Source organism: Falsirhodobacter deserti (assembly GCF_004015795.1).
GTDB classification, from domain to species: domain Bacteria; phylum Pseudomonadota; class Alphaproteobacteria; order Rhodobacterales; family Rhodobacteraceae; genus Falsirhodobacter; species Falsirhodobacter deserti.
The window spans coordinates 710,811-725,140 of the sequence record NZ_ML137218.1 but is presented as its reverse complement, the minus strand read 5'-3'; the positions used below and the strand labels follow the sequence as shown (position 1 = coordinate 725,140).

Annotated in this window: 13 protein-coding genes; 5 read left to right on the top strand and 8 right to left on the bottom strand. The window is 59.8% G+C overall.

Going from position 1 to position 14,330, the window contains the following annotated elements:
* Positions 1 to 27: 27 nt before the first annotated feature.
* The gene (locus JX25_RS03675; protein WP_128253367.1) at positions 28 to 1,374 is read right to left on the bottom strand and encodes an IS5 family transposase; all 1,347 of its coding nucleotides are present in this window, start codon (positions 1,372 to 1,374) and stop codon (positions 28 to 30) included.
* Positions 1,375 to 1,770: 396 nt separating this feature from the next.
* Here JX25_RS03675 and JX25_RS03670 point away from each other — a divergent pair, with 396 nt between their 5' ends.
* A complete protein-coding gene (locus JX25_RS03670) occupies positions 1,771 to 3,543 on the top strand; it encodes an AAA family ATPase (RefSeq protein ID WP_128253739.1) in 1,773 nt (590 codons plus the stop codon).
* 287 nt (positions 3,544 to 3,830) lie between these two features.
* Here the strand turns inward: JX25_RS03670 and JX25_RS03665 are convergent, their stop codons facing one another.
* Positions 3,831 to 5,459 (bottom strand): P-loop ATPase, Sll1717 family, encoded by a 1,629-nt coding sequence (locus JX25_RS03665; protein ID WP_128253738.1) that lies wholly within the window; start codon positions 5,457 to 5,459, stop codon positions 3,831 to 3,833.
* A gap of 335 nt (positions 5,460 to 5,794) precedes the next feature.
* Here JX25_RS03665 and JX25_RS03660 point away from each other — a divergent pair, with 335 nt between their 5' ends.
* The gene (locus tag JX25_RS03660) at positions 5,795 to 6,043 is read left to right on the top strand and encodes a hypothetical protein (RefSeq protein WP_128253737.1); all 249 of its coding nucleotides are present in this window, start codon (positions 5,795 to 5,797) and stop codon (positions 6,041 to 6,043) included.
* A complete protein-coding gene (locus JX25_RS03655) occupies positions 6,043 to 7,419 on the top strand; it encodes a DUF6880 family protein (RefSeq protein WP_128253736.1) in 1,377 nt (458 codons plus the stop codon). Before JX25_RS03660 ends, JX25_RS03655 begins: the two co-directional genes overlap by 1 nt.
* Positions 7,420 to 7,428: 9 nt before the next feature.
* Here JX25_RS03655 and JX25_RS03650 read toward each other — a convergent pair whose 3' ends face one another.
* The 3 genes from JX25_RS03650 to JX25_RS03640 all read right to left on the bottom strand — a co-directional run bounded on the left by JX25_RS03650 (position 7,429) and on the right by JX25_RS03640 (position 9,410).
* Positions 7,429 to 7,899 carry a thermonuclease family protein gene (locus JX25_RS03650; RefSeq protein WP_128253735.1) on the bottom strand — a complete coding sequence of 157 codons (471 nt, stop codon included), beginning with the start codon at positions 7,897 to 7,899 and terminating at the stop codon, positions 7,429 to 7,431.
* A gap of 234 nt (positions 7,900 to 8,133) precedes the next feature.
* Entirely contained in the window at positions 8,134 to 8,622 is a 489-nt protein-coding gene (locus JX25_RS03645; protein ID WP_128253734.1) for a metallophosphoesterase family protein, read from the bottom strand.
* Between the two features lie 155 nt (positions 8,623 to 8,777).
* On the bottom strand, positions 8,778 to 9,410 hold the full coding sequence (locus tag JX25_RS03640) for a LysE family translocator (protein ID WP_128253733.1): 633 nt from the start codon (positions 9,408 to 9,410) through the stop codon (positions 8,778 to 8,780).
* A 197-nt stretch (positions 9,411 to 9,607) separates the two neighbouring features.
* Here JX25_RS03640 and JX25_RS03635 point away from each other — a divergent pair, with 197 nt between their 5' ends.
* Complete coding sequence (locus JX25_RS03635; protein ID WP_128253732.1) at positions 9,608 to 10,237, top strand: LysE family translocator; 630 nt, start codon at positions 9,608 to 9,610, stop codon at positions 10,235 to 10,237.
* A gap of 69 nt (positions 10,238 to 10,306) precedes the next feature.
* Here the strand turns inward: JX25_RS03635 and JX25_RS03630 are convergent, their stop codons facing one another.
* Positions 10,307 to 11,686, bottom strand: a complete 1,380-nt coding sequence (locus JX25_RS03630; RefSeq protein WP_128253731.1) for an aminotransferase-like domain-containing protein — start codon at positions 11,684 to 11,686, stop codon at positions 10,307 to 10,309.
* A 114-nt stretch (positions 11,687 to 11,800) separates the two neighbouring features.
* Here JX25_RS03630 and JX25_RS03625 point away from each other — a divergent pair, with 114 nt between their 5' ends.
* On the top strand, positions 11,801 to 12,661 hold the full coding sequence (locus tag JX25_RS03625) for a DMT family transporter (protein WP_128253730.1): 861 nt from the start codon (positions 11,801 to 11,803) through the stop codon (positions 12,659 to 12,661).
* A gap of 92 nt (positions 12,662 to 12,753) precedes the next feature.
* On the opposite strand, the gene JX25_RS03620 is transcribed toward JX25_RS03625, so the two are convergent.
* Both JX25_RS03620 and ftrA read right to left on the bottom strand, forming a co-directional pair.
* A complete protein-coding gene (locus JX25_RS03620) occupies positions 12,754 to 13,143 on the bottom strand; it encodes an NUDIX hydrolase (RefSeq protein ID WP_128253729.1) in 390 nt (129 codons plus the stop codon).
* A 122-nt stretch (positions 13,144 to 13,265) separates the two neighbouring features.
* Positions 13,266 to 14,306, bottom strand: a complete 1,041-nt coding sequence (gene ftrA, locus JX25_RS03615; RefSeq protein ID WP_241557841.1) for a transcriptional regulator FtrA — start codon at positions 14,304 to 14,306, stop codon at positions 13,266 to 13,268.
* Positions 14,307 to 14,330: the final 24 nt, after the last annotated feature.

Genomic DNA, 14,330 nt, shown 5'->3' with positions numbered 1-14,330 from the left:
ATAATTAGTCCGGTCTGAACAACGCCGTCATGCTGCGACTGGCATCCGAAGTTGCCGGTCATCGACTGCGATGATTTTCAGGATGAATCGAATGAGGAAGACGTAAAGAGCCCTGAGATGGGCGAGGATCTTGCGGATGTTATGGCCGCAGGCGCAGAGGACGGCAAAGAGCGCATCGCCGGTCCTGCCCTTCAGGGGACATCTGGCCAAGCGCCCATCCGCTTTCATGTGCCCGATCTCCGGTTCGATGGCGCTTCGCCGTTTGAGGAGTTTCGCCAGTGCCGGGGTGATGCCCCGCCGTTGTCCGCTGATCAGGACGCGGGTCGTCTCGACGCCGTGGCCGCGATAGCCACGGTCCACGACGGCGAGGCTGGGCCTCGTGTCGGTCAGGATCTCGATCTGCTCCAGCGCCGGCGCCAGGGAGTGGCCGTCATAGGGGTTGCCCGGAAAGCTGCGGGCGCCGACGACGAAGCCACCTTCGAGGGTGGTGGCGAGGCTGACCTTGGTGCCGAACTCGTATCGCACCCGCGCCTTGCCCTTTGAGATGCAGTCGACCTCGGGCTCGTGCAGGGAATAGATCTTGTTGCGGCTCTTCGGCCCCTGTTCCAGAAGGGAGCCGACCCGCCAGAGGGCGTCCAGAACCCGTCCGCGCAGGGAACCTTGCGGGATCTCCTGCAGGTGCCGACGCAGGTCGCGGCGCACCCGGCCGACATAGCCCTTGAGCTGGCGCAGCGCCTTGCGCATGCGCTTGAACTGGCGGGCATGGGCGTAACGGCCGACCTGGATCGCGAGCCGCGGCGCCAAACGGGCATAGCTCTGGCGCAGATCGATCCCGGCCTTCTTCGCCAGGCCGACCAGAAGGGTGCGGGCGCGCTCATAGAGCCGGGCGTCCGTCGGATGGGCGATGTTCTTTTCCATGACTGTGGTATCGACCGCCACCTGCTTCAGGGCCTTGTCGGTGACCGCCCCCGAGGATCTCCCCGCCTCGATGGTCTTGGTCAGCAGCCACTCCACGCCTTCCTCACCGATCCGCTTGCGCCAGCGCACCAGCGACGATGGATCGATCGGCGGGCGGTGCTGAAAGAAGGTCTCGCCGGTGAAGTGCTGGTAATACGGGTTCTCGACCCACCGCGCGACCACCGCCTCGTCTGACAGATTGAACGCGTGCTGCAAATACATCAGCCCGGCGATCAGGCGCGGCGATGTCGCCGGACGCCCTGTCGCCGAGGGGAAGAACCCGGCCCATTCCCGCTCGAAGAACTCCCAGTCAATCAGGGCCTCGAGCTTCACCAGCTCATGGCGTGGATCGATCATGTCCACCAGCCTGGGACGCAGCAGGTCATCCTGTTCGGGGGCACGGGAACGGGGCTTCATCGGCGACCGGAAATTGCGGGGTTCTGGCCTGCAGAATACGAAACCTTGCGGAACAAGGCCAATAAAACCGCCAGTTCCTCTCACGAAATCAATGCGTTCCGAGTTGTTCAGACCGGACTAATTAACAGCAGGCGTCGCGAAAGCCCCAAACCGGACGTTGGCCGGAGCGCAACCACTGGCCGTCGCGCTCAACCCTCATACTACAAGAATCGACGAGCGCGCCACGATCAGTTATCCTATAAACTAGATTGCCCGAGCTCGAACCCTGAGGTCGTCGCTTTGCTTATTATACACTTACTTATGGCAGCCGCGCCTCGTGACCCCGTAAATTATGACTAATTGCTTGGACGGTGCAATTGTGCTCCCGCTCTACCAACTCGATACGAAGACATTATTATGACTTACTTTTTGAATGGCGTAGCTGCCCAATTCTATAGGGGCATAGGCAGCGAAATCCAATTTATTGCTCCATTCTCAAAAATGAATTTCTTCATAGGAGCAAATAATGCAGGTAAGTCGATACTACTCAACATACTCGCATCTCGGCTTCAGAAACCAAAACGCGGACAGCCGGTCATAGCGTTCGACGGCCCTGACTCTTATAGGGGTAAATCCACTGGTCAATTTGCGCTGGCGGTAGGGCGTGACGTAGATTCCTTGCTACACGACCTTCTGGATGAATATCCACTCAAAGATAGGTATCTGCAGGACAGGTTCGGTCGTAGGACTGGTGAAACCTGTGAGAGCGAACTTCGCAAGATACTTGAAGGTATGGCTAGAGAAGGTCACGTGTGGGCATCATCTGGAGATAACCAAGATGCGAGGATTTTCCCAACGGTGGACATCGCAGAAGCCGCGGACTGGACACCTCATTGGTCGACGATATGGCATGCTGTAACAAATCAGTCCGGCGGTGGAATGCAGCAACACTGGATCCCAGACACCTTGCGAATTTTAGCAGCGAAAGTGAAGGTTTCGCTGCCGGATATCCATTTAATCCCCGCGAAGAGAATCCTAGGGGGGAAGGAGGAGACTTTTGACGATCTTTCAGGAAAAGGGCTGATAGATCACTTGGCGTCTCTGCAAAATCCTGCTTGGGATAAGCAAACAGATAAAGAAAAGTTCTTTCGGATAAACAGATTCCTACAACAGGTTATTGGGAAGCCTGAGGCTACTCTCGAGGTCCCTAACGGGCGCGAGCATTTACTCGTTCACATGGACAATAAAGTCCTACCGCTCTCATCGCTGGGGACAGGTATTCACGAAGTGGTGCTGATAGCAGCTTTTTGCACTATCCATGATGGAAGCATAATGTGCATCGAGGAGCCGGAGATTCATTTGCATCCCCTCCTCCAGCGGAAGCTCATAAACTACCTGATGGATAACACCTCGAGCCAGTATTTCATTGCGACTCATTCGTCATCATTTATCGATACTGCGTCATCTCATGTTTTTCACGTTTCGAATGATGGAGAGCAAACGCGGATTAGACCGGCCCTTACCCGCGAGAGTCAGCGAAGGATCCTTGATGATATCGGTGCTCAAGCATCCGATATCTTACAGTCAAATTCGGTCGTTTGGGTTGAAGGTCCGTCCGACCGCATTTATCTCAACCACTGGATTAAGGCAGTTGACGACCGGCTCGCAGAGGGCATCCATTATACGATAATGTTCTACGGCGGAGCACTTATAAGTCATCTGACAGCGTCGGATCACGCTCTCGATGGCTTCATAAGGCTGCGCAACCTTAACAGAAACATGGCTTTTGTGATTGATAGCGATCGCGAGTCCGAATTGTCCAGCTTGAAGCCTCATGCAGAGAGACTGCAACGCGAGATGCGCTCTGGCGGAGGTGTCGTTTGGATCACTGCAGGTCGCGAAATGGAAAACTATATCAGAGGTAGCAGAATACAGGATGCACTTAAAGTGCTGCATCCCAAGCTCTATTGCGCTAAAGGAAATACAGGCCCCTTTGACCATGCATTCTACTTTTTTAGGGAAGATCCGAAGAAGCCAGGAAAAAGGGTAACCTATAAGGACGGGGATAAAGTGGGGGTCGCTACGATTATCTGCTCGGAAGAAGCTGATCTCGATGTTCTGGATCTTCGCGACCGAGTGGACGACGTCGTGGCGATGATCCTACGTGCAAACGGAATACAGAAATCGTGATCCAGTCTCACCAGAAATGCCAAATCGAAGCCTAGTTGAGCGGCACAGCGTGTTGGCGGCAATAAAAAATTCGGTGTGTTGCTGTGACCGCACCGAAGACAGACAGCTTTCTCAGAATGGCCGGGCATACTCAAGTTGATGCATTAGTCATCGACTTGTCTCTCCCGGATTAACTGCGTTGCCATCTTCATGCTTTGCTCTACAACCAGAACTTCGATCAATATTGAGTAGATTACCTCCAGAGGCAGGTAAAAATCTGTAGAAAATCGAGGCCATCATGTCAGGGACTACTTCCTGATGCTCAAAGACGCATACAGCATAGGGTGGACACGGAATTTAGTTGATGAATCTATCTGCTGTTCCGCAACCGGCCTAGCTGTTTCGTAGATCCAATCCCAAGGGCGGTCTTCCCGCAATTTTAGCCCAACGGCACCTATCAGATGCAAACGGTAGAGCACTTGCTGTGCTAAAGAGACGGATTCTAGATGGATATCGTCGTTAACAAATTTGGATAGGTCTGTCCACATACTATCTGAATAGCAGGAACTGTCCTTCCCCAGGAGATCATACATTTCCTCGATAAATCTACTATGCATGAATTCCGAAGCCTGCCTGTATGCCACTTTGTCACGTAACAACTCCAAAATAGAGCTAATCGCTGGAAATGTTCCAGACCATTCGTGGACAAGAGTTTCAAGTCGCAAGTTTGAATAACTTGCCTCGCCTTGTAGGAAGTTATTCTTGCTTACTGCTGACTTACCTTCGGAAGCTTGTAGCGCGTGATTGATAAAATTTATTACATCCCGCGGTCGACGAAGGGTCCTTTCAATGATGTAGTCCCAAGGCGTCGTTTTTCCGTCTGGGTTTTGCTTGAAGATGTCATCGAATGAGACTTGCTCCGACGAATACTTCCGCTTAAACATCTCTCTTATGCGTTTCTCGGCAAGTTCGCGAAGCTGCGCTTTGGACCACCTTATGCGTATAATGAGATCATCATACTTTTCGATCTGCCTCTGAGAGGAGGGTGTCTCGCGAACCATCTTGATGTATAGATCGTTCCGGAGAGCAACAATAACCTGAAAGTTTCGGAGCTTCTTTAGGCCCTTGAGTGCCTCAAACATAGCTTGCAGAAGTTGGAATTTTATATCATCGTCAACCCAATGTTCGTCAAGCCCATCAACTGTAATGAAGAACTTATCTTGCCTCCCCCTAGTGTAGTCTGACAAAGCAGAAACTACCGAGGGGATCTCAGAAAGTGACGACGAACTGATAAATTGCCTGGCGCGTTGCTGAAGCTGGACCTTCTGTTGAGACCCTAAGCTATGAACGTATCCAGCCTTCCCAGTGAATTTCTTCAGCTCTCCGCCAAAGTTTGCATTGAATTCTCTCGCTAGACTTTCCGAGAGCTCGACTACATTCTCGTCAATCGTATTCCAGAAACTGCGAGCATGATCATCAACAAACTTTTCTAACTTATCGCGTTGGCGGCCCCTGGCAATGCTGTTTAAAATCCTTGCTATCTTGAAGTCGAACTGCTCCTTATCGGCGGCGTTGATCGCGACCTTGATGTATTCAATCAGGAAGACCTGCCGCCATAAAGCCTGAAAGAAAAGTGTTAGATCAACATCAAGGCTTTTCAAAAATAGAATTGTGTCGCTGCTCGCTATATGGTTCATCGCCATGTCATGAACAGCGAGGTCTGAACAATGATCTTCGAGCTTGTTCACCATGCGTAATATCGCTGTCTTCCCTGCGCCGGTGCTGCCGAGTAGAAACGTGCTCGGTGAGTTCAAATCGACCATCTGGCTGTAGGCTGGATGATCGACGAAACACCTAAAAAGATACTCGTCGTCGTGCTCCGCACCGTTCTGGCCGATATTGATGCCGTCCTTGAGCACAATTAGGTTGGAAGACATGGGCTTGCAAAATCCATCTTGGAGACCAGAGAACATTCGATATCATCGCAAGGCATTTGTCTACATCGACGGTCGTCAAGACAGCTTCTAGATCCTGGTAGGGGTCAGTTTGCAGGCTGAGTGCTGGATCATTGTCCTCTGGCGAGTTCTTGCAGTCCTCGCGAATGTCAGCTCCGTCCCAATCTCACCGCCAAAGGAGCCGGAGAACGGCGGCACCTGGCCGCCTCCTCTCGGCTTCGTCACATCGCCGGCGCCGCACGCGCGTTCTCGCTTTTCGCTGTGGCTGGGCCTATAGCTCCTGACGCTGCCGCGTTGCGGCCACGGAGGGAAAGACGATGTCGCGGGTCTTGATGATCGCAGGTCTGGTGGGAGCCTCGGCCGGGTTCCTGATCTTCGGCTCCGAGTTTGCGGAGCGTCATTCGCTCGTCGAGCAGATCGCGGTCGGGCTGCTCGCGATCTTGATGCTGTGCACGCTGTTCGGCATGAAGATCACGACCATCCTCGGATTCCTTTTCCGGATGATCGTGATCGCGCTGATCTGGCGCTGCCTCGCCTCGGTCCTGCGCATCGCGCGGTTGCGGTGATGGCGGCCAAGGCGCTCAACGCGAAGAACCTGCTGGCGCTCGGTCCCGACCGGCTGGCGGAGCTGCTGATCGACGTCACCAAAGGCCGCGCCGACCTTCAGCGCCGCCTGCGGCTGGAGCTGAGCGCCCATCAGGGCAGCGAAGACGTCACCCGCGACATCCGCAAGCGCTACGCCTCGATCCGGCAGGCCAGGGGTTACCTGTCGCGCAAGACCCACCGCACCTTCGCGAAGGAGATCCGCAGCCTGATCGCCCTGATCGAGACGCGTGTGGCTCCCGCTGCGCCTGTCCTCGCGTTCGAGCTCTTGTGGGAGCTTCTGCACCTCGGCGCCGGCGTGCTGGACCGCACCAGGGACGGCGACATCCTGAGGGAGGCGTTCCGGGACGCCATGGCTGCCGTCTCGCGCCTTCGCGCAGGGCTTCCGCACGAGGGACTGGCCGACATGCTGTTCGACGCGCTGGCGCATGACGACCAAGGCATCTTCGCGGGTGGAGTGGCGGCGTTGGCAGGCGCCCTCGGCCCGGTGGGACTGGAGCACCTGAAGCGACATGTGACCGCTGCAACGGCTACATCCTCCGAAGCCGCCCATGTGCCCGCCTCTCGGCAGGCGCGGCGGGCGCAGGCTGTCCAGCCGCAATGGCTCGAGACCCTCCTGCGCGACATCGCTGACGCGCAGGGGGATCTCGACGCCTACATCGCCCGCTTCAGCGCGGCCCAACTGGCAGAGGGAAGCGTCGCGGCCGATATCGCGACCCGGCTGCTGGCGGCGGGACGGGCCGAGGAAGCGCTGGCCCTCGCGACGCGTGCCGATCTCGAAGACCTCAGCATCACCGCCCTCGAGGCCTTGGGTCGCAAGGAGGAGCTGAAAGCGGCGCTGTGGGACAGCTTCATCCGCCGTCCCGATGCGGATCGGCTGCGCCGCTTCCTCCGGCTTCTTCCCGATTTCGACGACATCGAGGCGGAGGACGCGGCGCGGAGAATCGCGCAGCAGCATCGCGACCTTCACGCCGCGCTGCGCTTCTTCATCGACTGGCCCGATCTTCCCGTGGCGGCACGACTGGTTCTGGCGCGGGCGGCGGAGCTGGAGGGCGACGAACCGGATCTGGCCCACGCGGCGGATGCCCTGGATGCCCGGTTCCCTGTCGCGGCAACTCTCCTGAGAAGGGCGCTGATCCTGTCCGCCCTGAATGGGCGTGCCGCGCGCCATCGCGAAGCCGCCCTGCAGCTGCAGGCTTGCGCGGCCGCCGACGGCAGGATCGCAGATCATGGGGGCGTGCCGGATCACCAGAGCTTCGTCACCCAGCTGAGACGCACCTACGCCGGCAGGCACGCCTTCTGGAAGATCGTGGACGCGGACGGGATCCCGAGCCTGTAATTCCGCCGCTCAATGCGCCTTGCGCCAGTCCCACGGCATCTCGAACGTGCTGCTCCACAGCCCGAGCCCGTCGCGCCTCGCGGCGTCCTCGTTGGCACCGTAGATCTCGCCGCCGTATTGGCGATAGGCGACGGCCCAGCCGTTGCGGACCATCCATGTGTTGACGCTGACACCCCCCGCCTCACAGGTGGCCACGGTGCGGCCGTAGCGGTCGGTGTCGCGCGCCTCGCAGGTCAGGGGCCGGTCCCCGATCATCTCCGCCAGCGCCCGCGTCGCCTCGGCTCCGCAGGCCCAAGTCCGCGCAGCGTGCTTGCAGCTCTGCGCGCTTTCCGGCGCGTCAATGCCGTAAAGGCGGATGCGCGTGCCATCAAGATTCAGCGTGTCGCCGTCGATGATGCGCGCCCCGCCGACCACCGTGTCGCGCGGGGACGACTGCCCTTCGAGAAGCCGCTCCGCCATGTCGAAGAACGTCTCGCGCATCTGTGGACCCTCACGGCCAAAGATCCACCCGGCGAGGACCAAGGCCGCAGCGAGCACCAGATCTTCGGGCCGGGAATGCGAGAGGATGTCTTGCGGCGTGCCATGAACGGCCGACAGCGGAGACCGCCGAACGGTTCAAGCGGCGCCGGGACGGAAGCTCGAGAGCCCTTCGACGAGGGGCGACCTCCGTCAGGTCTCGGCCGGTTCAGGTGGCCATGCCCGGGCGGAAGCAGGTCAGACAGGCAAGGGGTGGATCATGGCGCGGGGGCGGCCAGCCTCTTCCCAAAGGAAAGCCAGAGTGATGGGCAGGCGGAAGCGGCGGGGGCCGGCTGCGCCGGGGTTCAGCCAGAGGATGCTGTCGGTTTCCTCGATGCTCGGCCTGTGGGAGTGGCCGGAGATCACGACGTCCCACCCCTCCGCTTGCGCATCCGCCTGCAAAGCCTTGCGGTCATGGATCATGTGAATCCGCAGGCTTCCGACCGTGAGGCTCACTGTGTCTGGCAGGACTTCCGCCCAGTGGCCGCGGTCGATGTTGCCGCGGATCCCCGTCACCGGGGCAATGCGCGCCAGCGCGTCAAGATGGTCGAGATCGCCGATGTCGCCCGCGTGCAGGATATGTCTGACGCCTCCGAGGGCCTCCAGCGCCTCGGGGCGGAGCAAACCGTGGGTATCGGATATGACGCCGACGCGGCCTGCAGGAGGGGGCTGGATGTGTGGTTGCATGAGGCAGATCCTGTGGGTCATCGCAGGCTGGTGCTTTGTCAGTCTGGCCACGTGACGACGATGGCGCCGCGGCGGGTCGCTACAAATGGAATGAAGTCACCAAACGTCCCGCCTCGCACTCAGAGCCCATTGCAGCCATTCGAGGGTGCTTAAAATCACCGGCGCGCTTCTGTCATCATCCGCACGGCCAGTGCTGCCAGCACCGTTCCCATTAGCCAGCGCTGCAAGACACCCCAGAAGGGCCGCTGCGCCAGAAAAAGCGCAATGCCGCCTGAAGCAACTACGATCGCGGCATTGACGCTAACGCTGACAACAATCTGAGTTAAGCCCAGCATGACGGACTGGTTGAGGATGTTGCCATGCTCAGGGGTGATGAACTGCGGCAGCAGCGACAGATACATGACAGCAATCTTGGGATTCAGCAGGTTTGTCAGCAGCCCCATCAAGAACAGCTTGCGCGGCCCATCTTTTGGAAGGTCTTGGATTTGAAAGGGTGAACGTCCGCCGGGCTTTACCGCTTGCCAGGCGAGGTAGAGCAAGTAGAGCGCCCCGGCTAAGCGCAGTGTATCGTAGGCAAGGGGAACTGCCATAACAAAGGCGGTTACCCCAAAAGCCGCACAAAGCATGTAGAACACGAAGCCAAGTGCGACACCGCCCAACGACACAAGCCCCGCCGCGCGGCCTTGGCAGATTGAACGGGAAATCAGATAGACCATGTTCGGGCCGGGTGTCAGAACCATGCCCAAAGAGATGGCAGCGAAGGCTAGCAGGCTGGCAAGGTCAGGCATGGCTCTTTTCCTTATAGCGTTGTGTCAACGTGAGCCGGAAAGCTGTTGGAAAAGCAACAACCGTTCCGTTAGCTTCGGATTGCCCGGCTGTGCGGTGGTTTTAGTAGAGACTGAGAGCATCATGGTTCATCTTGCCGAGGTCATGGGTTAAGGTCTCGGCAAGCGCGTTTACTACCACATTTCCGAAAGTAAGCCTCATGTCCGAAGTCCTAAACCAACTTCTGGTCGTCTACGGCGCCTACCTTATAGCGACGGCAAGCCCCGGACCTAGCAATATGGCAATTATGGGCGTTGCTATGAGCCAAGGTCGCCAACCCGCTTTGGCGGTCGCAGCGGGTGTCGTTGCGGGCAGCATGGCTTGGGCTGTGCTGGCGGCAACCGGCCTTTCGGTGGTGCTCGCCGCATGGGCGCACGCCCTGTTTGCAATCAAGATTGTAGGCGGTCTCTACCTGCTCTACCTCGCCTATCGCTCGGCACGCTCAGCACTTGCAGCTCATCCCGCCGACCTGGTGGCAGCACCCGTCACATTAAGCTATCGCGTTCTGTTTCGGCGTGGGCTCCTTCTTCACATCGCCAACCCCAAAGCGGTCCTAGCTTGGGTAGCGATCATGTCACTCGGCCTTCGGCCGGGTATGCCGACCTGGACGCTACAGGCGGTGATCGCGGGGTGTGCCTTGCTCGGCATTGCTGTGTTCGGCGGCTACGCTTTGGTTTTCTCGACGCCTACGATGGTTCGAGGCTACCGGAAGGCATCCAAATGGATTGAAATAGGACTTGCAGCCTTCTTCGGCATTGCGGGTCTACGCGTGCTTACGTCCCGATCGTGAAAGCCAATGTCTGGTCTTGACCTCAACAAGCGGTATGGCAGTTTTGTCCCATCCTCTACATGAAGAGCTTTATGCAGACGTTCGTAGTGCCTCTGCCAAGTCCTCATAGACAGCGGGCACCATCTGGCTGACATTCAGACGTATGAAGTCTCCTGCCGTCCCTGCGGCGCTGAAGACGTTTCCTGGGGCAAGGATTGTCCCTCTTTCAAGTGCAGTCCTCGCAAGGGACTGCGCGTCCTTCCCCTCCGGCAACTGACACCACAGGTAGAAGCCGCCGCGGGGCATCAGCCATGGCACAATCCCGAGCCGTTCCAGCCTCTGGCCAGCCTCCCGCCGCGCCCGTGCGAGCCGGGTTCGGGTGGCGGCGATGTGCTTGCGGTAGCTTCCGTCCGCCAGCGTGATCCGGACGATTTCGGCGGCGACGGGACTTGGCCCGCCAAAGTTGGTGGCGACCTGCAAGTCCGTCAGCGCCTCGACAAGTTCCGGTCGTGCGATGACGTAGCCACAGCGTGCCGCAGCCGATAGAGTCTTGGAGAAGCTGCCGATCCGGATGACGCGCTGCAAGCCATCGAGGATCGCCAGGCGAGGCGACAGGTCTGGCTCCAAAGGGGCGAACGTGTCGTCCTCCACGATGGTCAGATCCCGTTCGGCCGCCAGCAACAGCAAACGGTGCGCGGTCTGTGCCGACAGCGTGGCCCCGGTCGGATTGTGCAATGCGGAGTTCGTGAGGTAGAGGCGCGGACGATGGACCTCCAGGGCCTCGGCAAACGCTCCCAGATCGGGGCCGTCCCGGGTGAAGGGCACCGAGACGATCCGGACCCCGAGGACGCGCAGCAGCGCCTGGAAGTTGAAGTAGCAGGGATCGTCGACCAGAACCGCATCCCCCGGACGCAGCAGGAGGCGGCAGATCAGGTCGAGGGTCTGCGACCCCGAGCCGGTCAGCAGCACCATATCGGGATCGACCGGCAAACCTTCCTCCGCGCATTGTCGCGCCAGAAGGTGCCGGAGATCTTGTTCTCCGCGCGAGCTGCCGTAATCCGCCAGCAGGGCATCATCGCTGCGGCTGATCTGGCGCAGCGCCCGCCGGATTGCCGCCTGCGGCATCCAGTCGGGCGGCATCCATCCGCATCCCGGCTTCAGCACGCCGGGTGCCGCATCCAGAGATTGTCGCGACACCCAGAGCGGATCGACCGACCGGTCCAGATCAGTGGCGGGGGGCTGCAGACTCGTGAAAGCTGCGCGATCTGCGACATAGAAGCCGGAGCCGGGCCGCGACCGGATCACCCCATCCGCCACCAGCCGGTCATAGGCTTCCACGACAGTCGAAGGCGAGACGCTCATCCTAGCTGCAAGGCTGCGGATCGACGGCACCCGCTCCCCCGCAAGAAGCGTCTGTTCCGCGATCATGCGGCGGATCGCGTCCATCACCTGTGTCGTCCGGTTCGTCATAGGGCAGCCGTATGGGTCGGGTTGGGAATACAGTTCGGCACTTTTGTATGCCTCCCGTGCCTGTCTCCACCAGCGACCTTCTCGTAAGGGGAGAGAAAAACAACGAGGGCAGTCATGGGACTCGCAAGCAAGGGATGGGGCAGTGGCCTCATCGGCGTCATCATATTCAGTGCATCCTTACCGGCCACACGAGTGGCGGTATCCGGTCTTTCTCCCATGTTCCTTACCTCGGCCCGCGCCGTCATCGCGGCAGTTCTGGCGGTGGCGGCGCTGATGCTCTGGCGTCAGGCCCGACCTTCAAGGCCCGATATTGGTCCGCTTGCGATCGTGGCGGCCGGTGTCGTTGTCGGCTTTCCGTTGCTGACCGCTCTTGCCTTGCAGCACATCACCTCGGCCCGCTCCATCGTGTTCATCGGCCTTCTGCCGCTGGCGACCGCCGTCTGCGGCGTGATCCGGGGCGGGGAGCGGCCACGGCCAGCGTTCTGGATCTTCTCCTGCGGGGGGAGCCTGCTTGTCGCGCTCTATGCCTGGTCGCAGAGTGCGGATGGCACCCTGACCGGCGATCTGCTGATGCTGGCCGCGATCCTCATCTGTGGTCTGGGCTATGCAGAGGGTGCCGTCCTCTCTCGTCGCCTCGGTGGCTGGCAGGTCATCTCGTGGGCGTTGGTCTTGGCTGCACCTGTCATGGCCGTTCTCGCAGTGGCAACGTGGCCGTCCAACTGGACCCGCGTGACGATGCCGGTCTGGCTGGGTTTGGTCTACGTCTCCGTCTTCAGCATGTGGATCGGGTTCGTGTTCTGGTATCGAGGGCTTGCCCTCGGTGGCATCGCGGGGGTCGGCCAGTTGCAGCTCCTGCAACCGTTCTTCGGGCTGTTGCTGGCTGGTGTGGTGCTGGACGAACCCGTGGCTTGGTCGATGATCGGTGTGACGCTATTGATTGTCGCCTGTGTAGCTGGGGCGAAGCGGTTGGCATGATGTCGAGCGAAATTTCCGATGCCGGTGTTCACTCGTTAAGTATCCGAATTGTCCCATCCTCGACATGAAGAGCCCTTTGCAGACGTTCGAGATCAGCCCCAGATTGCAGGTAGAACCACGTCCCGTGTCAGAGGAGCGAGATTAAGTTGGCTTTCCGCGCCGGGGAGCACCCAACGAGCCTCTTCGATCTCCGCTTGTGCTTCGACGTCATTATTCAACTGCACGCGGAACATCTCGGCCGTGACGGTGCAGCCGGGCTCGTTGGCAGCGGGCGCTGAAAAGCGACCGAGATATTCCGTGTCCTCCGGCCGCACATCCAGCGCGAGCTCCTCGGAAAGTTCGCGGCGAAGGGCATCCAGGGAAGCTTCGTTGCTATCGATCTTCCCACCGGGCTGCATGAAGGCAAAGGTTTTCCGCTTTCGGACAAGCAGGGTGGCTCCATCCTCCCGAACGATGGCCGCGGCGGCTATGCGGATTTCCATGAACGTTTCCTCGTCAGTGTCGTCTCCGGGTTCATAATGAGAAACCCGAGTTTGCCCAATGGCCGTCCTGCTCTTTCCGAGCCGGTCCCGTGTCATCTCCACGGGGCTGATGCCTCAGGCGGTCATGCCTTGTGGACCTCTGCCACCGGCAGGAACCGCTGCCGGTAGGCCGAGGGCGCGAGCCCGGTGCGGGTGCGGAAGTGGTGGCGCAGGGCGTGGGCCGATCCGAAGCCCACCGCCTCGGCGACCGCCTCGATGCCGAGCGGGCCGCCGCACAGCAGGGTCTTCGCCGCCTCGACCCGCTCGGCGATCAGCCAGTCTCCCGGCGTGCTGCCGGTCGCGTCGTGGAAGCGCCGAAGGAAAGTGCGCAGGCTCATCCCGCAATTTCGGGCCATGCGCTCCACCGGCCAGTCCTGATCCAGAGTCTCGCGCATCCGGTCAAGAAGCGGCGCGATCTGCCCTCCGCGATGGGCCGGCACCGGGCGTTCAAGGAACTGCGCCTGCCCGCCCGTCCGGTGGGCCGGCACGACCAGACGCCGCGCGACCGAGTTGGCGGCCTCGGGACCGAAATCGCGCTTCACGATCTCGATCAGCAGGTCGATCCCGGCCGCGCTTCCGGCAGAAGTGGAGACCCGGCCGTGGCAGCGGTAGAGCGAAGCGGCATCCACCTCGACCCTCGGAAACCGCGCACGCAGGGCATCCGCAGAACGCCAATGCGTCGCCGCCACCGCCCCGTCCAGAAGCCCCGTCGCGGCCAGAACGAACGCGCCCGAACAGATGGAAACCAGCCGCGCGCCACGGTCATGCACGGCCCGCAACCGCTTCGACAGCGCCTCGGGCACGTCCACGGATGCGCCCTTCCACCCCGGAACGACGATGATGTCGGCCTCTTCCAGAAGATCCGGCCCCTGATCCGGAGTGATGGAGAACCCGCCCTGCGCGCGCAGCGGGCCGGGTTCGATGGCGCAGCTGGCGAAGCGATACCATCCCGGCCCCATCTCGGGGCGCTCCAGCCCGAACACCTCCGAGACGATGCCGAACTCGAACGTGCAGAGCCCGTCATAGAGGAGCGCCGCGACCAGCGGCCCCGTTGTTCGGTTTGGCAGGATATCGATGGAGGATGTCATTCCTGCCAATTGGCACGAAACCAGGCGCAGCGCCATATCCTGCCATCAGCCCTGAAGGAT

What these genes read in the sequence shown, in the direction of transcription:
- JX25_RS03620 (WP_128253729.1), bottom strand. Translation starts at nt 13,143, where the DNA reads ATGGAAATCCGCATAGCCGCCGCGGCCATCGTTCGGGAGGATGGAGCC.
- JX25_RS03660 (WP_128253737.1), top strand. Translation starts at nt 5,795, where the DNA reads ATGTCGCGGGTCTTGATGATCGCAGGTCTGGTGGGAGCCTCGGCCGGG.
- ftrA (WP_241557841.1), bottom strand. Translation starts at nt 14,306, where the DNA reads ATGGCGCTGCGCCTGGTTTCGTGCCAATTGGCAGGAATGACATCCTCC.
- JX25_RS03635 (WP_128253732.1), top strand. Translation starts at nt 9,608, where the DNA reads ATGTCCGAAGTCCTAAACCAACTTCTGGTCGTCTACGGCGCCTACCTT.
- JX25_RS03625 (WP_128253730.1), top strand. Translation starts at nt 11,801, where the DNA reads ATGGGACTCGCAAGCAAGGGATGGGGCAGTGGCCTCATCGGCGTCATC.
- JX25_RS03630 (WP_128253731.1), bottom strand. Translation starts at nt 11,686, where the DNA reads ATGACGAACCGGACGACACAGGTGATGGACGCGATCCGCCGCATGATC.
- JX25_RS03675 (WP_128253367.1), bottom strand. Translation starts at nt 1,374, where the DNA reads ATGAAGCCCCGTTCCCGTGCCCCCGAACAGGATGACCTGCTGCGTCCC.
- JX25_RS03640 (WP_128253733.1), bottom strand. Translation starts at nt 9,410, where the DNA reads ATGCCTGACCTTGCCAGCCTGCTAGCCTTCGCTGCCATCTCTTTGGGC.
- JX25_RS03670 (WP_128253739.1), top strand. Translation starts at nt 1,771, where the DNA reads ATGACTTACTTTTTGAATGGCGTAGCTGCCCAATTCTATAGGGGCATA.
- JX25_RS03645 (WP_128253734.1), bottom strand. Translation starts at nt 8,622, where the DNA reads ATGCAACCACACATCCAGCCCCCTCCTGCAGGCCGCGTCGGCGTCATA.
- JX25_RS03655 (WP_128253736.1), top strand. Translation starts at nt 6,043, where the DNA reads ATGGCGGCCAAGGCGCTCAACGCGAAGAACCTGCTGGCGCTCGGTCCC.
- JX25_RS03665 (WP_128253738.1), bottom strand. Translation starts at nt 5,459, where the DNA reads ATGTCTTCCAACCTAATTGTGCTCAAGGACGGCATCAATATCGGCCAG.
- JX25_RS03650 (WP_128253735.1), bottom strand. Translation starts at nt 7,899, where the DNA reads ATGCGCGAGACGTTCTTCGACATGGCGGAGCGGCTTCTCGAAGGGCAG.